Consider the following 17991-nt stretch of genomic DNA (forward strand, 5'->3'; position numbering starts at 1 on the left):
TTTGAATCTTGATCCAGACATCGCAGCATTGCTTGAGATGGTGCAGGCCGGCACCGAAAGTGGCGCGCGCATTCCGTTTCCGCAACTGACCGCCGCGCAGGCACGGGCCGATTTCGATGCGTCCTCGCCGCTGCTCGATGTCGATCCGCCGGCGCTCGGCTACGAGCGGCATCTGTCGCTGCCGACGCGGGATGGCGCGATGATCGAGGCGCGGCTCTACGCAAGGGACGCGCCGAGCGCTCGCAATCCGGTCCCGATCCTTCTTTATATGCACGGTGGCGGCTTCGTCGTCGGCAGCCTCGATTCGCATCAGCCATTGTGCCGCGGTCTTGCCGAGGACAGCGGTGCAGCCGTGCTGTCGATCGGCTACAGGCTCGCACCGGAGCACAAGTTTCCGACGGCTTTCGAGGATGCGGTCGATGCGTTGGCCTGGATTGGCCGCGAAGGCCGGGCGATCGGGCTTGATCCGCGCCGCGTTGCCGTCGGCGGCGATAGCGCCGGCGGGACGCTTGCCGCCGCACTCGCGATCGAGGCGAAGACAAACGCGAGCCTTCCACAGCCGGTGCTCCAGGTTCTCGCCTATCCCGGCCTCAGCTCGCGGCAGACCTCCGCATCCTACGAACGATACGGCACCGGCCATCTCCTGGAGCGCAGCACCGTCGATTGGTTCTTCCGGCAATATCTGCGCGGTGACGCAGATCGGGACGATTGGCGCTTCGCACCGCTCGCAGCGGACGATTTGTCGGGCCTGGCTCCCGCATTCATCGTGCTCGCCGAGTTCGATCCCCTGGTCGATGAGGGACGCGACTATGCGGCGCGCCTCAGCGCGGCCGGTGTGCCCGTCGATCTGCAGGTTTATCCCGGCATGATCCATGAATTCCTGCGCATGGGGAATGTGGTGGCTGATGCCTTGCAGGCGAGGGCGGCGATCGGACTGGCGCTGGCCAAGGCCTTTCTTGCCGCTGGCGAAAAGGCGGCCTGATATGGAAATGCGGCGCGAACGAGGGTATGTCATGACTGTCGTCTCTCGCGGCCTCTCTACGAGGGGCTCCTGAACCAGATCCCATGAGCACGCTTGTCCCCGACCACAGGCCGTCTCGTCGTGCGCTTCTCAGCGCGGGCGCGACGATCGCAGGCACGGCCCTTGCGGGCACATGGCCGATGGCATTTGCCCAAACCGGTGGATCCCAATCCGGCCCCCGGATTGCCGCGCTCGGCTGGGCCTGTGCCCAGACGATACTGGCGCTCGGCGTCGTGCCGCTGGTGATTCCGGAGATCGAGCGCTATGCCCGGCTCGTGGTCGAGCCGGCTGTCCCGTCCAGCGTCCAGGAGATCGGCCTGCGGTCGGAGCCAAATCTGGAACTGCTGCAGAGCTTCGCGCCTGACATCATCATCATCGATCCCAGCATCGCGGCCGCCGTCCCCCGCCTCAAGCTGATCGCGCCGGTCGAGATGTTCACGATCTTCAGACCCGGCGGGCATCCTTTGGACACGGCGCGCCGTTCGACGATGGAGCTTGCTAAGCGCCTCGGGGTGCAGTCGGCGTGCGAAGCCTATTTCGCGCGCTTCGATGTCGCCATGGCCGGCTATCGTGAGCGGCTTCGAGACCGCGGCGGCAAGCCGCTTTACCTCGTCAGTGAGATCGCGCGCAACCGCGCGCTCGTGTTCGGTCCGAACAGCCTCTATCAGGAGGTGCTCGACCAGTTCGGGTTGAAGAATGCCTGGACCGGGCAGAGCGGCCCGTGGGGATATACCAGCGTGGGATTGGAGGTGCTCGCCGCGGTGCCGGACGCGCGGCTGGTGCTGATGACCTCGCGTGTCGCCGACGTCGAGGCCTTGCTGAAGGCAAGCCCGGTGCTCCGGACCCTGCCATCGCTTCGGTCGCATCGGCTGACGGTTCTGGACAATCAGTTCTTCTATGGCGGCGTGCCGGCGGCCGAACGTTTCGCCCGTCTCCTCGCCGAACGTCTGCCGCGGGAAAGTCATGAGCAAGGTTGAGGCGCTGCCGGCCCGGTCCGGCTTCGACATGCATCCGGCGGTGCTGATCGGCCTGTTGGTGGCCGCCGCGGCCGCGCTTACCTGGCGCAATCTGTCCGGATACCTGCCGGCCGGCGCATGGTTGCCGGTGTTATGGCAGCCCGAGGTCACCGATCCCCAGCAGATGCTGGTGCACTACACCGTGTTTCCGCGCATCGCGGTGGCGCTGCTGGCCGGCGCCGCCCTCGGTCTTGCCGGCACTGTATCTCAGCAGGTGCTGCGCAATCCGCTCGCCGAGCCGAGCACCATCGGTGTCCTGAACGGCGCCTATCTCGCATTGGCCGTGACGACCCTGTGGGCGCCGTCGCTACTGGTTTTCGGCCGCGAGTGGATCGCGTTGGTCGGCGGGTTCGCTGCGTTCCTGTGCGTGTTCGGGCTGACCTGGAAGCGCGCGTTATCACCCGTTGTCCTCGTGCTCGCCGGGCTGATCGTCAGTTATTATTGCGCGGTGACCACCCAGGCGTTGGTGCTGCTCAACCACGAATATCTGATCGGTCTGTTCATCTGGGGCGCCGGTTTCCTCAATCAGCAGGATTGGAGCAACGTCACGTTCCTGGCGCCGCGGCTCCTGATCTCGATCGTCTTGATCGCGGCGATGGTTCGCCCTTTGACCCTGCTCGGCTTCGATGACGAGACCGCGCGCAATCTGGGGCTCGGATTGACGAGAGCCCGGGTTTTCGCGCTCGTCATCGCCATCGCGCTTAGTGCGTCGGTCGTCAGCGTGGTCGGCGTCATGGGATTTATCGGTCTGTCTGCGCCGGCTATCGCCATGCTGTCAGGCGCGCGCCGTTTTCGCGACCGGCTGATCTGGGCACCACTTTGCGGCGCCGTGCTGCTGTGGCTGACGGATCAACTCGTGCTGTTGATCCCGCCCGGATATCGCGAAATGCCGGCGGGCGCGGTGACAGCCCTGATCGGTGCGCCGATGCTGCTCGTGCTGCTGCCACGATTGCGGGCGGCCATGCCTATGGGAAATCTCACGCCATCCGCGCCGCCGCGTCTCGATCACCCCTGGCGCGTGATCCTGTGCGCTGTCGTCTTGTTGCTGCTCGTCGTCTGGATCGCACTTGCCCTCGGTGTCGGCGCTGACGGCTGGCGCTGGAGCGGTCTGTCGGGCTTGCAGGAATTCTGGCCCTGGCGCTGGCCGCGCGTGGTGTCGGCGCTCGCCGCAGGCGCCACGCTGGCGGTCGCCGGCACGCTGCTGCAACGGATGACCGGAAACCCGATGGCCGCGCCGGAAGTCATGGGTATCAGCTATGGCGCTGCGATGGGCGTGATCGTTCTGCTCTACCTCTTTCCCGCCCACACCCGGCTGGCGCAGATTGCGGCGGCCGGGATTGGCGCCTTCATCGTGCTGGCGCTGGTGCTGCTGTTCAGCCGGCGGTCCGAGTTCAGTCCTGAGCGCGTGCTGCTCGCCGGCGTCGCCATGAGCGCGGCGTTCGGCGCGATCATTGCCATGGCGCTGGCGACCGGTGATCCCCGCATCGGCACACTGCTGTCGCTGCTGACTGGGTCGCTCTACCAGATCGGTCCGGCCGAGGCCGGAATTCTTGCCGTGGCCGCGCTCCTTCTGCTGATCATGGTGCCGATGCTCTCCCGCTGGCTCGACATCCTGCCGCTGGGACCTTCGACCTCGCGTTCGATCGGCATCTCGCTGGCGCGTAGCCGCATCATCATCATGCTGCTGACGGCATTGCTGACGGCCACGGCGACGCTGCTGGTGGGTCTTTTGAGCTTGGTCGGCTTCATCGCGCCGCACATGGCGCGGATGATGGGCGCGCAGCGCGCGCTGCATCAGGCGGCACTGGCCGCGTTGATCGGGGCGATCCTGATGGTCATCGCGGATTGGGCCGGACGTATGGTGATCTTTCCGTTCCAGATGCCCGCCGGCATCTTCGCCATGATGCTTGCCGGACCCTATCTCATCTGGCTGCTGCGGCCGCAACGCGGCTGACGGCGCTCACCGCGCGAAGCTGATGAGATGGCCGTGGTCCGGCGACGGCATCACGCCCATCGGGATGCCATAGATGGTTTCAAGCTCGGCCGGCGTCATGATCTTGTCCGGCGTGCCGCGCGCGATCAGCTTTCCGGAATGGAGCGCGATGATCTCGTCGCAGAAGCGAGCGGCCATGTTGACGTCGTGGAGCACGACGACCACGCCGAGGTTGCGCTCGCGGGCAAGCCGCTTGACCAGCGACAGCACCTCGATCTGATGAGCGATGTCGAGTGCCGAGGTCGGCTCGTCGAGCAGCAGGCATTCGGCATCCTGCGCCACCAGCATGGCGATCCAGACCCGCTGGCGTTCGCCTCCGGACAGCGTATCGACCAGGCGATCCGCGAACGGCTCGATATGGGTCAATGCCATGGCGCTTTCGACCTTCTCGCGGTCGATGTCGCCGAACCGGCCGAGCGCGCCGTGCCAGGGATAGCGGCCGAGTGCAACCAGCTCCTTGACCAGCATGCCCGCGGCGGGCGGCGTCTGCTGCGGCAAATAGGCGACCTTGCGGGCATAGTCCCGATCGCTCCATGCGCGCAGCGCGCGGCCCTCGAAACGAATTGTTCCCGACGAAGATGGCTGCTGGCGCGCCAACAATTTCAGCAGGGTCGATTTGCCCGAGCCGTTATGGCCGATCAGCCCGACGACCCTGCGCGCGGGAAGCGAGAGGGTGAGCGGTTCGAGCAGCGCGCGCGCGGCGACCGCGAAGCCGACTTGGTCGAGCTCGAACAAGGTAGCGGGCGCTTCCAGCGACGTCTGTGGAATGTCGGCCGGCAAGGCGAGCGTTGTTTCGCCCGTCTGCGCGTGTTGGAACGTCATGGTTGGCGCAGGCTCCAATAGGCGACGGCCAGATGCTGGTCGCGCGCGAGCTTTCGCTCGTCGCGCAGATGATCGCGCAACGCCTTCAGCGCCTGCGCTTCACACGCGACCCAGGCGAAGACCTCCCGATGGCCCGGCCATTGCACCGCCTTCACGGCGTCGACCAGGAGCTGTGTCGTCCCGGCCGGACGGCCGTCGCGATGCAGCCAGCGGACCGCTACGCCTTGCGGCGCGACCAGCGGAATCTCCTCGTCCCGATCTGCGACCTCGATGAAGGCTTCGCCCGTTGTCGTGGCCGGCAGCGTCTCCAGAATTCGCGCGATGGCGGGCAGGGCGGTTTCGTCGCCCGCGAGCAGCAACCAGCGCGCCGGACGAATGCCCCGGCCGAGCGGGCCGGCCATGCCGCAGATGGCACCGGCCTTCGCGTTGACGGCGAAGGCCGAGCCTGGTCCGGCGTGATCATGGACGACGAAGTCGATATCGATCTCGGGGCTCGGCAAGTCGATGCGACGGATCGTGTAATAGCGGGTGACGGGCCTGCGGTCGGGCTCAGGCCACAGGATACGCCCGTCCGGAGCGGGCCACGGCCATTCGGGCTTGGCGAGGCCCTCGGGCGGGAAATACAGCCGCACGTGCAGGTCGTCATCGTTGACGAAACGGGCGATATCGTCCCCCGTGAAGGTCAGCCGGCGCATATGCGGCGTCAGGCTGATCGCGGACTTCAGCCGCACCTCGCGGAAATTGGCCAGGGTGCCGCCGTTGGATTCATGGCCGGACCAAACGATGGTGGGGGCGATGTCGCCCGCGAACTCGATCACATGCGAGGCGACGACCGAGCGCAGCATTTCCAGATTGCCCTTGTCGTCGGCCTCGACGCGGATCTTGAGCACTTCGGCTTCAACGGCGAGGGAACTGGTGCCGAACGGCAGTTTCGCCACCCTGAGGCCGCCGCGATCCTCGAAGGCAATGTCATGCTCCACTAGATGATCGATCATCCGCGCGGCGAGGCCGGCGGCGTCGGGAAGCGCGATGCGGGTTTCGGAGATAAGCAAGTCCAAAGTCAGTCTCCACCGGGCCTGTCCGATGCCGGCTTGTCAGCGCTTCGATGTCCGGATGTCGCGGTCTGGCACGGCGCTGGATCGATATCCTATTCGCGCGCCGGCTGCGATGCCAAAGCGGTACTACCGACATCATATTAAAGGCATCGTCGATCCCAAATTAGAATCCATCGAAAGAGCGGAGAAAATAAGCGCTGGAGTTGCGGTGCCGCCATCATGTATTCGCATCACATCAGCACGGCTTGTCCGGCCATACAGGTTCGCTTCAGGTCTCCTCCAGCACGGCGCTCATCATGAACTCACGAAGCGGCCTGACGGCGCAGATCCTACATCTCCTGCGGCCTTACTGGCCGCTCGTGCTCGGCGGCATCGTTCTCGGCATCGTTGGTGGCGCCAGCGTCGCGGCGTTGCTCGCGGTGGTCAATCGCGGGCTCTATGCCACGCAGGCCGACGTCGTCACGCTGCTTCTCGCGTTCGCAGGCCTGTGCCTCCTGATCCTGATCGGTTCCATCGGCGCCGATATCAGCGCCAACTACGTCGGACAGCGGATCATCGCCGAGCTTCGCAAGTCGCTGGCCGCCAGGATCCTGGCCGCGCCCATCGATCAGCTCGAGATCTATCGCACGCATCGCCTGATCCCCGTTCTCACGCAGGACGTGGACACGATCAGCGATTTCGCGTTCTTCTTTTCGTCCTTTTTCGTGTCGGTCGTGATCGCGCTCGGCTGCATGGTTTACCTGGCGGTGCTGTCTTGGCCGCTTTTCCTGATCACGGGAGCCGTCATCGTCCTGGGGTCGCTGGCGCATGGATATGCAAGGACACGAGGCGTCCGCGGCTTCAACCTCGCGCGAGATTCTGAGGACCAGCTGCACAAGCAGTATCGCGCGATCGCCGAGGGCGCCAAGGAGCTGCGTCTCAATCGCGTCCGCCGCCGGCGCCTCTATGTCGACCAACTTCAAGAGACCGTCGACCGGATCAGCTCGGTCCAGATCAGCTCGATCAATCTGTTCGTGACGGCGCGGGCGTTCGGCACGATGCTGTTCTTCGTCGTGATCGGCGTGGCGCTGACCTTGCGTCCGTTCCTGTGGCCCGACAGTCCCGCCGCCGTGTCCAGCGGATTCGTGCTGGTGCTGCTCTATATGCGCGGCCCCATCGATCAGGTCATCGGTATTTTGCCGGCGCTCGGTCGCGCACAGGTCGCGATGCGCCGCATTACGGAGCTCTCGGAGCAGTTCTCGACCCCCGAGCACGATCTGCTGGCCAGTGCTCCCGCCATGCCGGCCAAGACCAGCATCGAAACCATCGAGCTCCGTGGCGTCACCTATGCTTTTCGCGCCGTGCCGGGCAGTGATCCTTTTGTACTTGGTCCGATCGATCTGCGTGTTCGACAGGGCGACATCGTCTTCATCGTCGGGCAGAATGGAAGCGGAAAGACGACGCTGATCAAGCTGCTGCTCGGTCTCTATGCTCCGCATGACGGCACCGTGCTGCGCAACGGCCTGCCGGTCGTGACGGAGACGCGGGATGATTACCGCCAGCTCTTTACGACCATCTTCTCCGACTATTATCTGTTCGAGGATCTCATACGCGGAGAAGGCGTCGTGCCTGATGTCGCGGAACGCTATCTTCAGCGGTTGGAGGTCGCGCACAAGGTCTCGGTCGAGAACGGCGTGTTCACGACGACGGACCTGTCCACCGGGCAGCGCAAGCGATTGGCCCTGATGAATGCCTGGCTCGAGGAAAGACCCGTCCTCGTATTCGACGAATGGGCCGCCGATCAGGATCCGGCGTTCCGGCACATCTTTTACACGGAGCTGTTGCCCGATCTGAAGCGGCTCGGAAAGACCATCATCGTGATTTCACACGATGATCGCTATTTCGGGATAGCGGATCATCTGGTGCGGCTGCGCGACGGCAAGATCGTCGCAAGCGAGGCGAGAGCCGACAACGCCGCGAACAATTCCGCGGTTCCAACGGACGCGTCGCTTTAGACATATTATAGCGAACCGTTGGAGCTTTTGTCGGATGCAAACGACAGCATGAAGATCCGCTTTGCGGGAGGCCATCGGATTTGTAGAGAATCTAATCTGCGTGTGCGCGCATTCCTTGTCAGCCTGTAGGCGAGTGATCTACACCACGCGTCAAGGATGATCGAGATGCGAGGGCCGGATGAACAAGGCTTCGGATTCCGGGACCGGACCTCGTGCGTTTCCGGTCGGCCCATATTCCGATCTGACCGTTTTCCAGGAGGGCGACCGGCTTCGCGTCGTTGCCGACGACTCCACGGCATTGGAACTGCGTCTGCGGGAGCGAGTCGATCACCTCGAGGTCCTGAATGCGTCGGATGACCGTGAGCTGGCCGCGCGGGCCGTATCGGCATCTGCCGAGGCGCTATTCGCCTGGAGACCGGGTACCGATCGACTCGTTCTGGACTTCGCTGGTAGAGCGCCGCTTGCACGGGAGCTGTCGGAGAGTGGTCTTGCCATCATGTCCGAGGGACAGCTGGTTCTGCTTCCAGAGCTGGTCATGCAGCGGCGGGACAATTGGCTGGTGAACCCCGGACGACCGCCATTGCCGCAACTCCACGTTATGACGGATGGCAGGCGCCATCCGCGCCGCGCGGCAAAGCCGACGGGAAAAGTGTATGGCCGGTTCATCCCCTGGCTGTCGGAGGTCATCTCGTTCCGCGTGGCCGACCTCGAGAATGATCTCCATTTGCTGCATCGCTGGATGAATGACCCCCGGGTCGATGCGTTCTGGAACGAGGCGGGCGATCTCGACAAGCATCGGCGCTATCTGGCCGGTATCCTGGCCGATCCGCACATGCTGCCGCTGATCGGCTGCTTTGGCGGGGAACCGTTCGGTTATTTCGAGCTCTATTGGGCCAAGGAAAATCGCATCGCGCCGTTCTATGATGCCGACGATTACGACCGGGGATGGCACGTGGTCGTGGGCGAGGACGCGTTTCGCGGCAGTCGATACATCAGCGCGTGGCTACCTTCGCTGATGCACTACATGTTCCTAGACGATTGCCGCACGCAGCGGATCGTCGGAGAGCCGGCGGCGGCGCATTCGCAGCAGCTTCGCAATCTCGAACGTTCGGGTTTCGCCAAGATCAAGAACTTCGACTTTCCCCACAAGCGCGCGACCCTGGTGATGCTGTTGCGCGAGCGCTTCTTCGGCGATCGGCTCTGGCTTCCGGCAACGGCCGGCCCAGCGAGCTCATCTTAAAGCGCAAGCGGAGCGCGGCTTCATGTCTCATCAACTCGCGATCGAGCACGACGTCATCGGCGTCGGATTCGGACCTTCCAACCTCGCGCTCGCCATCGCATTGGACGAATGCGCCAAGCGGTCGCGGCAAAAATGCACGCCGCTGTTCGTGGAGAAGCAGCCGCACTTCACCTGGCATGGCGGCATGCTGCTTCCAGGCAGCGACATGCAGATATCGTTTCTCAAGGATCTGGTCTCGTTGCGCGATCCGACCAGTCCCTTCACCTTCGTCAACTACCTGCACAAGCGCGGCCGTCTGCTGGACTTCATCAATTGCCGCACGTTCTATCCGAGCCGGGTCGAGTTCAACGATTACCTGCAATGGGTGGCGGGACATTTCAAATCGCAGGCCGCCTATGGCGAGACCATCGTCGCCGTCGAGCCGGTGACGGCCGGTCAGACGGTGACGTCGTTGCGGGTGCATTCACGCTCGCTCGCCGGTGGAGAGACCGTGCGCCTTGCGCGCAATCTCGTGGTCGCCGTGGGAGGCCGGCCCTTTGTCCCTCCGGTGTTTGCCAAGGCAGCTGACGACCGCAGGCTGCTGCATTCCAGCCGCTATCTCGACCTGATCGAGCGCGTCGTCCCGCGCGGTCGGTCAGCGCGCGTGGCCATCGTCGGTGGCGGGCAGAGCGCAACCGAGGTGACGGTCGATCTCCATGGCCGATGTCCCGAGGCGCAGATCCACCTGATCTTCCGCGGCCATGCGCTCAAGCCGTCCGACAGCAGCCCCTTCGTCAACGAGATCTTCAACCCAGACTATACCGACTTCGTCTACGCGCAGCCCGTCGAGCGGCGGGATGCGATCGTCCGAAACTTCCGCAACACGAACTATGCCGTCGTCGATGCCGATCTGCTGGATCAGCTGTACCGGCTGCTCTACCAGCAGCGCGTCGGTCGAGAAGAGAGGATCGTGTTGCGGCCCCGCAGCGAGATCACGAATGTGGATGCTGGGCCGGACGGCATCGAGATCGGCGTGGTCGACAAGTTCCGTGGCGAAAATCGTCGTTCGACCTATGACGTCGTCATTCTGGCGACGGGATACGACAGGGAAACGGCGCACCGGTTCCTCGAACCGATCCGCCGCTACATTCGCGATGCGGCGCTGGACCGCAACTATCGGCTCGTGACCAACCCCGCGTTCCGGCCGCAGATCCACCTCCAGGGATATTCGGAATCCTCCCACGGCTTGAGCGATACGCTGCTCTCAGTCATCGCCGTGCGAGCGCAGGAGATTGCGGAGTCACTGCTCTCGACCATTTCGCGCCGGGAACTCATCGCCTAAGGCGCGATGAGAGTCGCGATGTCCGATCGACTGAATTTGGCGCGTTCCGATATCGTTTCGGGCCTCACCGATCTAGAACTTGTCTAATCCAGATCAACCGGGGCGTGTACGGCTGGCACAACGCCTGACAGCTCTGCTAGAGGTGTTCTTAGAACGATCTTTGGAATGTTTGCAGGTTCGGGTGGAACTGATCGTGAGGAAGGCCTTCGAGCAAAGCCACAGCCATTTGCCGGAGCGGATTGCAGTCATATTGGTTCATAGCCCGCTTGCGGCGCTGATCGGCAAAGAGCCCCTGACCCGCATGAACTATCTGCTCGAGATCGCGTCCCTTCATACCAGGGCCGAACTGCTTGCGCAGCCGGGGCTGGGACGCACGGGCGTTCGACGTATCGAAAAGTGGATGACCTCTCACGGGCATCGCATGCGTGATGCGAACGAAAGCCTCGATAGCGTCATCTGCCAGTTTGCGTTCCGACACTCTTCGGTTCGGAAGGGCCATCGCCGTTCCCCGTCCTTCATCAGAAATGCGCAGCCATTGCAGCGAGGCGTCTAGAGGCCCGATCTCGCGCGGCTTCGATCGATTGCCGGGGTCCGCTGGTCGGTCCAATCGCGACGAAGCGAATGTCGCTGATGCCGATGAAGCGTAGGATCTCCCGCAAGTAGGGCGTCGCCATATCAATGCGGCCACGGTTCATGCCGGTGGAAAAATCGCTGCCGCTAGCGATGATCACCAGCGTCGGCCGGTCCTTCAGCAAAGGCACGTACCCTTGCGACGGATCGAGCCGAAAGGTAAGCCCGGGCTGGACGATGATGTCGAAGAACTGCTTCAGCTTGTAGGGAATGCCGAAGTTCCACATCGGCGTCGAGATCAACACGCGGTCGGCGAGCGACAAGCGCAGCGCCATGCGCTCGGCCTCGGCAAAACCGGCGCGTTGAGCATCATCGAAGCCCTGGCCGTTCATGCGGGCATATTTGGCGTCCAGGATCGGACCGGCGAATTCGGGCATTCGCTCGCGCCAGAGATCCATGAGGTCGATGTCCCAATCGGGATGGGTCTGACGGAAGCCGTCAATGAAGATCCGTGCGCCGGCAATCGACTCCGAGTCGGGGCGGGGCGAGCAGGAGAGGTGCAGGAGCTTCGGCACCGCGCATCATCCCAGCGCGCGGATGACCGTATCCGCCCTGGTCACGACGGCGACGTTCTGCATGGCAAAGTTGATCGAGGCGTTGTGCCAGTCGGCATTCATGGTCGAGCAGCAATCCTCGGGCACGATCATGAAATAGCCCTTGTCGGCGCCGGTCCGTGCGGTGTGCTCGACCGACATGTTGGTCCATGCACCGGTATTGATGATCATGTCGCGCCCCGTCGCTTTCAGGATCGTCTCCAGCCGCGTCCCTTCCCATGCACTCATGCGCATCTTCTCGACGACGAAATCGCCGGGCCGCGGCTCCAGGCCGGACACGGGCGCCGCACCCCAGCTTCCGCGCACCATCGCCTTGCTGTCGACGAGGCCCTCGAACAGCGGCGCGTTCAGCGTGACGCCGGGCGCGCCGGGCTCGACGATGAACCAGACATGGATGATGGCGACGCCCCGGGCGCGCGCGGTTTCGGCAAGGCGCCGGACGTTCTCGATCACATGCTGCTGGCGCGCATGAGCCGGTGCCCCGGACTCGGCAAAGGCACCGCCATCCATGACGACGTCGTTCTGGAGGTCCTGGATGATCATCGCGCAGCGCTGCGGATCGAGCCGCATCTCGCCCTCGGCCAGGATGGGGGCGGCCGGCGCGGAGCCTGGCGACGCGCCACTGCCGCTGCGCCGGCCGCTCATATAGGGCTCATGCCGCGGGCCGACCTTCGTCGGGATCGCGTACACCGAATGGGTCGAGGTCAGATACAGCGTGCGGAAATCCGCACCGCCCCAGGCGAGGTTGGCGACGAGTTCGGGCGCCCGCACCTTGCCGAGCAACTCACCGCGCGGCGAATAGACCCAGATGCCGCCGGGCGCGGTGACCCAGACATTGCCCTGCTGGTCGCACTTCATGCCGTCGGGCAGGCCGGGCTCGAGCTCGGAGCGGATGCCGCTCGCGAACACGCGCGCGTTCGACAGGGAACCGTCACCATCGACGTCGAAGACGCGGATCAGCGCCTGCACGGTGTCGTTGACGTAGAGCAGCTTCTCGTCCGGCGAGAAGCACAGCCCGTTCGGCTGGTCGAACAGGTTGCGGTCGACGACGAGCTTCGGCTCGCTGCCCGGCACGAGCCGATAGACGCCCTGAAAGCCGAGCTGGCGCGGCCGCTCGACGCCATAGACCGGCATGCGGCCATACCAGGGGTCGGAGAAATAGATCGCGCCGGACGAATGAACGCAGACGTCGTTCGGGCTGTTGAGCTCCTGTCCCGCAAAGTGCGATGCGAGCACCTCGCGCCGGCCGTCCGCACGTTCGCGGATCAGCGACGACGTCGCGTGCTCGCAAACGATCAGGTTGAGCTCGGCATCGTAGGTCATGCCGTTGGATTTGTTGGAAGGGCGCTTGACCTCGACGACGCCGCGCCGCGCGTCCCAGCGCCGCCGCACGTCGGCCGGCATGTCCGAGAACAGCAGGTAATGATCGACCGGATGCCAGATTGGCCCCTCCGTGAAGTCGAAGCCGGTCCCGATTTGCGCGACCGGCGCGTAGGGGTCGATCAGGGTCTCGAATTCGGCGCGCAAGGTGACGTGCGTCATCGGTCGATCTCAGGCTGGGAACCAGTTGCGCTGGGGCAGGGACTGCACGATCGGTCCGGGCACCTGGTCATGCAGCCGGCCGACCACGTTGCCGCCTTCGATCTTGGCCGGACGATCGTGCACGGGAAGGAGATAGCGCGAGCTGCTCAGCAGCTTCTTGATGGCGGCCTTCTCCGCGCGCTTGCTCGTGCCGTGATTGCCGGTGGTGCGCGGCTCCCAGTCGTGGATTTCATTGAAGGGCGTCACGATCTGGTCGTTGAAATCGTAGATCACGTCGCCGCAAATGGTGGCGATGCCGTCGGCGGTCTCGACGATGATGTTCATGGAGCCCTCGGTGTGGGCATTGGCCGCGTCGCAATAGACGCCGGGCATCAGCTCGATCGGACCGGTGATCTCCAGGTCCAGGAAGCGCAGCGCGCTCTTGGTGTGCAGGCGGTCGATCAGGTGCTTGATATCAGGCGCGGGATATTGCGGATGCATCAGCCCGGAGACGGAATATTCGAGCTCCTTGCGATTCAGGACGACGGTCGTGTTCATCGGGAATAGATCGTCCTTGCCGGCGTGGTCGATGTGCAGATGGGTATGGCAGACGAAGCGGACGTCGCCCATGCGCACGCCGTGGCGTGCGAGCTGGTTCTCGATCATGTGCTCGTGATACTGCAGCCCCCGCATGCCCAGCGTTTCCATGATCTGGTTGGAGCGATAGCCGGTGTCGACCACGACCGGATATTTGCCGCCGAGGATCAGGAAGCCCAGGGTGAGGACGCGGCGGGTGCGGCCGCAATCGCGACCGAGCACCAGGAAGCTCGATTCCAGCTCGATGTCGCCATAGTCCAGGATCTTGATCTCCAGCGCCATTCGTTGCCCTCCCTCATCTCATTCTTGTCTGTCAAAGCCGATAGACGCGCGTCGCGGTGGCCCTGAAGATCGCGTCCTGTTGTTCGGTGCTCAGCGGTGCGGCCGCCGCGCAAAACGCATCGACCAGCTCGCGATAACTGGTCCACAATTTCTCGATCGGGAAATTGGAGCCGAACAGGCAGCGCTCGGCGCCGAAGATCGCAACTGTGTCGGTGAGTACGGCCGCGATGTGCGCGGGATCGTTACGATGGATGAAGGTGCCGAGCCCGGAAAGCTTCGACACTACGTTCGGGCAGGCCGCAAGCCGCGCCATCCCGGCGCGCCAGGTGGCGCGGCCTGCAGGCGAGAGGTCCTCCAGCATGCCGGCATGCTGGAGGATGAAGGTCACATCAGGACAAGCGTCGGCCAGCTCGGCTGCCTCCTGCATCTGCGGGGTGAACACCTGCAAATCGAAGCTCCAGCCATAGTCGGCCAGACGCGCGACGTTGCGGCGGATCGTCGGGTCGGCGCAGAGATCGGGGCGGGACGCAAAACGATAGAGCGGATTCTCGTGCCAATGCAGCTGCATGCGCACGCCGCGCAGGAGCGGATAGCGCTTGAGGCGATCGAGCTGCGGCCTGACATCCTCGACGGCGAAATTGGCATAGGCGACGATCGCGTGTGGCCAGCCGCGTTCGTCTGCGGTCTGCTGGACCCAGGCGGCCTCGTCCTCGAAACGGTCGTTGGCCCAGTTGGTCTGCACATAGACCGAGCGCGTGACGCCGGTGCCCTTGAGGTCGTCGAGATATTCCGCGATCGGATAGTCGCGCCGGATCGGCTCATAGGGGCCGAAGATGCGGGGCTGCATGGGGCCGATCAGCCAGGGCAGGTCGGCCTGCCGCCAGATATGATGATGGCCGTCGACAATATCGGTCACGCCGCTCTCCTTCGTCCCAATGCCAGAATGTGCGCGACGATCGACGCGCTGGAGCCGCCATCCACGAGGTCGTCGACGAAGCGCTCGATGGCGACGAGCGCCTCCGTCTGCGGGCGGAACGCCAGGCTCGTGGCGAGCGGGGTCAGCCAGCTCACGCGCCAGGCCCGCCGCGACAGTTTCGCGACGGCATCGCGAAGCGCGTCCGGTTCGCCGCGCTCGAGCCCGTCGGAGACGACGATCACAGCGGCACCGCGTGCGTAGCCGCCGAAGCGGGGAACGGCGAGAAATGCCTGCAACGCGTCGCCGATGCGGGTGCCGCCGTCCCAATCGCTGACGAGGTGCGCGGCCGCGTTCAATGCCTGCTCGCGGCGCTTCATCCGCAACGGGCGGGTGACGCGCGTCAGCCGCGTGCCGAAGGTGAACACCTCGACATTGGGCGCTGCCTGCACCAGCGCATGCGCGAGCTTCATGTTCTCCTCGGTGCGGCTCTTCATCGAGCCGGAGACGTCGATCAGCAGCAATATCTTGCGTGGCCGCTGCCGCCGCTTGAGGTGACCGAGCCGCAGGATCTCGCCGTCGCTGCGGACGGTGTCGCGCAAAGTGCGGCGGAGATCGGCAAACGGGCCGCGGCGGGCGCGCATGCGCCGGTGGCCGCGCCGTCGCGGCAGACGCCGTGGCGCCTCGCGCGCCAGGCGGCGCAGCGCGTCCATGGTCGACGTCGCCGCAAAGCGGCGCTCGACCAGGACCTCGGTTCGGGTCGCGGTGAGGCCGGACTCGCTGGCCTCGTCGGATCGCAGGGGCTCCTCGTCGCCGCGGCCCTCTTCCTGGAGCCGAACCGTCTCGTCGTCCTCGCCCTCGTCGTCGCGGGCAACCGCCTCGCTGCCGCGGAAGTGGAGATCGAACAGCCGGTCGAAGGTGGCGTGGCGTTCGGGCGGCGGAGCCAGCGTCGCCAGCGCGGCCTGTCGGATGTGCTCGATGTCGCGCGGGCCGAGCAGCCCGATCGCCGCCAGGAACGTCGTGGTCTGCTCCGGCGCCACGGCAAAGCCGTTGGCGCGCAGCAGCGGGACGAAGGCGACGAAGACGCGCGCGGCGCGCGGGAGCTGCGGCTCGGTGCTCATGCGGTTGCCTCCGCGAGCATCGCGTCCAGCCGCGGCGAGATGAAATGCAGATCCTCCTCGTCCTTCAGGGCCACGCCGATCGAACGCTTGAAGGCATCCGGCCAGCGCGCGCCGCCCTTGTGCAGCAGTGTCGCCGCTTCGGCCCAGTCGACCGCTTCGGCGATCCCCGGCGCCTTGCTCAGCGGCTCGCGGCGCAGCCTTTCGACCGCCGCGACAACCGCGCGGGCCGTGGCTTCAGCCACGCTGGAGGCACGCATCATGATGATGCGCGCTTCGCGCTCGGCCGTGGGATAGTCGATCCAGTGATAGACGCAGCGGCGGCGCAGGGCTTCGTGCAGGTCGCGCGTCCTGTTCGAGGTCAGCACGACCACGGGGCGCTCCGCCGCGCGCACGGTGCCGCGCTCGGGAATCGAGATCTGGAAGTCGGAGAGGAATTCCAGCAGGAACGCCTCGAACTCCTGGTCGGCGCGGTCGATCTCGTCGATCAGCAGCACGGTGGAATCAGGCGCACGGAGCGCCGCCAGCATCGGCCGCTCGATCAGGAACGTCTCGCCATAGATGTCGATGCTCTCGTCGCCGGCCTGGCGGATCGCCAGCATCTGGCGCGGGTAGTTCCATTCGTAGAGTGCGGCAGACGCGTCGATCCCCTCATAGCATTGCAGGCGGATGAGGCGGCGGCCGAGCACGGCGGCGATCGCCTTGGCGGCTTCCGTCTTGCCGACGCCCGGCGCGCCCTCCAGCAGCAGTGGCTTGCCCAGGGCAAGTCCGAGATAGGCAGCGGTCGCAAGGCCCTCGTCGGCGAGGTAATAGGCCGCGCGCAGCGCCTTCTCCAGCGCTTCCGGGCTGTCGATACCGACGATGTTGCTGCGAACCGTCACGACCGATCCTCTAGCGCCGTGCCTGCGGCCGCGCGCCGCCTTGGGCCTTGATCGCGCGCAACACCTTTTCGGGCGTGATCGGCAGATCGTCGATGCGCACGCCGACCGCGTTGAAGATCGCATTCGCAACGGCCGGGAGGACGGGGTTGGCGCACATCTCGCCAGGGCCTTTTCCCCCGAACGGGCCATCAGGGGCAGGACGCTCCAACACGGCGATATCGTGCGGGCAGATGTCGCCGGGACCGGGCATCAGATATTCGACGAAGTCGCGGGGCCCGTGAACAGGATCGGGATAGTATGGCTCCGGCGTCTCGTAGAGGGCGTGACTGACGCCCATCCAGGCGCCGCCGACCAGCTGCTGCTCGACGAGCCGCGGGTTGAGCGCGCGGCCGAGCTCATAGGCGGAATCCATCCGGACCATCGCAACCTCGCCGGTCTCGTCGTCGACCTCGACCTCGGCGACGAGGCAGGCATGGGCATAGCAGGTCGCCGGTGACATCTCGCCGGTTTCCGGATCGACGTTGGAGAGCGGGACCAGGAAGATGCCACGCCCGGAGATGGTCTTGCCCTGCTTGAATTGCGCGGCGATGGCGACGTCCTTGGTCGAGATCGAGCGGTGCGGCGCGCCCTTGACATGGATGTTGCCGCGGCCATCGGTTTCGAGATCGGCCGCATTGACCTCCAGCTCCTCGGCCGCCGCCTCCATCATCACGCCGCGCGCCTCGCGGGCGGCGGCCATCACGGCGTTGCCGACGCGATGGGTGCCGCGCGAGGCGAACGAGCCCATGCAATGCGGGCCGGTGTCGGAGTCCGCCGTGTCGACATAGACGTCTTCGACGGGCACACCGAGCGTCTCGGCGCAGATCTGCCGCGTCACCGATTTCATGCCCTGGCCGAGATCGATCGACGACAACGCCACCGTGAACTTGCCGCTGGGGTTGGAATGAACCAGCGCCTGGCTGGGATCGCCGCCGAGATTCATGCCGATGGGATAGTTGATCGACGCCATGCCGCGTCCGCGATGCCTGGTCAT

16 protein-coding genes are annotated in these 17991 nt (G+C 64.9%); 7 read left to right on the forward strand and 9 right to left on the reverse strand.

Annotated features, from left to right (window positions below; translation table 11 throughout):
• The first annotated feature begins 1 nt into the window (after position 1).
• The 3 genes from LPJ38_RS19405 (at position 2) to fhuB (ending at position 3991) form a co-directional block, all read left to right on the forward strand.
• Positions 2–982: an alpha/beta hydrolase gene (locus LPJ38_RS19405; RefSeq protein WP_145627085.1), complete on the forward strand. Its 981-nt coding sequence runs from the start codon at positions 2–4 to the stop codon at positions 980–982.
• Between the two features lie 83 nt (positions 983–1065).
• Positions 1066–1998 carry an ABC transporter substrate-binding protein gene (locus LPJ38_RS19410; protein ID WP_145627083.1) on the forward strand — a complete coding sequence of 311 codons (933 nt, stop codon included), beginning with the start codon at positions 1066–1068 and terminating at the stop codon, positions 1996–1998.
• On the forward strand, positions 1985–3991 hold the full coding sequence (fhuB, locus tag LPJ38_RS19415) for a Fe(3+)-hydroxamate ABC transporter permease FhuB (RefSeq protein WP_145627080.1): 2007 nt from the start codon (positions 1985–1987) through the stop codon (positions 3989–3991). Before LPJ38_RS19410 ends, fhuB begins: the two co-directional genes overlap by 14 nt.
• Before the next feature lie 6 nt (positions 3992–3997).
• On the opposite strand, the gene LPJ38_RS19420 is transcribed toward fhuB, so the two are convergent.
• Positions 3998–4852 (reverse strand): ATP-binding cassette domain-containing protein, encoded by an 855-nt coding sequence (locus tag LPJ38_RS19420; protein WP_145627078.1) that lies wholly within the window; start codon positions 4850–4852, stop codon positions 3998–4000.
• Complete coding sequence (locus tag LPJ38_RS19425; RefSeq protein ID WP_145627075.1) at positions 4849–5910, reverse strand: siderophore-interacting protein; 1062 nt, start codon at positions 5908–5910, stop codon at positions 4849–4851. Before LPJ38_RS19425 ends, LPJ38_RS19420 begins: the two co-directional genes overlap by 4 nt.
• A 293-nt stretch (positions 5911–6203) precedes the next feature.
• Here LPJ38_RS19425 and LPJ38_RS19430 point away from each other — a divergent pair, with 293 nt between their 5' ends.
• The 4 genes from LPJ38_RS19430 (at position 6204) to LPJ38_RS19445 (ending at position 11015) form a co-directional block, all read left to right on the forward strand.
• Positions 6204–7901 carry a cyclic peptide export ABC transporter gene (locus LPJ38_RS19430; RefSeq protein WP_145627071.1) on the forward strand — a complete coding sequence of 566 codons (1698 nt, stop codon included), beginning with the start codon at positions 6204–6206 and terminating at the stop codon, positions 7899–7901.
• 178 nt (positions 7902–8079) lie between these two features.
• Positions 8080–9141, forward strand: a complete 1062-nt coding sequence (locus tag LPJ38_RS19435) for a GNAT family N-acetyltransferase (protein WP_145627069.1) — start codon at positions 8080–8082, stop codon at positions 9139–9141.
• Positions 9142–9163: 22 nt separating this feature from the next.
• Positions 9164–10462, forward strand: coding sequence for a lysine N(6)-hydroxylase/L-ornithine N(5)-oxygenase family protein (locus LPJ38_RS19440; protein ID WP_145627066.1), 1299 nt, complete (start codon positions 9164–9166; stop codon positions 10460–10462).
• Positions 10463–10643: 181 nt separating this feature from the next.
• Positions 10644–11015: a hypothetical protein gene (locus LPJ38_RS19445; RefSeq protein WP_145627064.1), complete on the forward strand. Its 372-nt coding sequence runs from the start codon at positions 10644–10646 to the stop codon at positions 11013–11015.
• Here the strand turns inward: LPJ38_RS19445 and LPJ38_RS19450 are convergent.
• Genes LPJ38_RS19450 through LPJ38_RS19480 form a run of 7 tightly spaced genes read right to left on the reverse strand, consistent with a single transcriptional unit; the run spans position 10981 to position 17991 of the window.
• A complete protein-coding gene (locus tag LPJ38_RS19450) occupies positions 10981–11607 on the reverse strand; it encodes an FMN-dependent NADH-azoreductase (protein WP_145627061.1) in 627 nt (208 codons plus the stop codon). The genes LPJ38_RS19445 and LPJ38_RS19450 overlap by 35 nt on opposite strands.
• Before the next feature lie 6 nt (positions 11608–11613).
• Entirely contained in the window at positions 11614–13188 is a 1575-nt protein-coding gene (locus LPJ38_RS19455) for an isochorismatase family protein (protein ID WP_145627059.1), read from the reverse strand.
• A gap of 9 nt (positions 13189–13197) precedes the next feature.
• On the reverse strand, positions 13198–14046 hold the full coding sequence (locus LPJ38_RS19460; protein WP_008554670.1) for an MBL fold metallo-hydrolase: 849 nt from the start codon (positions 14044–14046) through the stop codon (positions 13198–13200).
• Positions 14047–14077: 31 nt separating this feature from the next.
• Positions 14078–14962 carry an amidohydrolase family protein gene (locus LPJ38_RS19465; RefSeq protein WP_145627057.1) on the reverse strand — a complete coding sequence of 295 codons (885 nt, stop codon included), beginning with the start codon at positions 14960–14962 and terminating at the stop codon, positions 14078–14080.
• Entirely contained in the window at positions 14959–16080 is a 1122-nt protein-coding gene (locus LPJ38_RS19470; RefSeq protein ID WP_145627054.1) for a vWA domain-containing protein, read from the reverse strand. Before LPJ38_RS19470 ends, LPJ38_RS19465 begins: the two co-directional genes overlap by 4 nt.
• Positions 16077–16958: an AAA family ATPase gene (locus LPJ38_RS19475; protein WP_145627051.1), complete on the reverse strand. Its 882-nt coding sequence runs from the start codon at positions 16956–16958 to the stop codon at positions 16077–16079. Before LPJ38_RS19475 ends, LPJ38_RS19470 begins: the two co-directional genes overlap by 4 nt.
• 10 nt (positions 16959–16968) lie before the next feature.
• Complete coding sequence (locus LPJ38_RS19480; RefSeq protein WP_036013333.1) at positions 16969–17991, reverse strand: xanthine dehydrogenase family protein molybdopterin-binding subunit; 1023 nt, start codon at positions 17989–17991, stop codon at positions 16969–16971.

Source organism: Bradyrhizobium daqingense, from assembly GCF_021044685.1.
Classification (GTDB): domain Bacteria; phylum Pseudomonadota; class Alphaproteobacteria; order Rhizobiales; family Xanthobacteraceae; genus Bradyrhizobium; species Bradyrhizobium daqingense.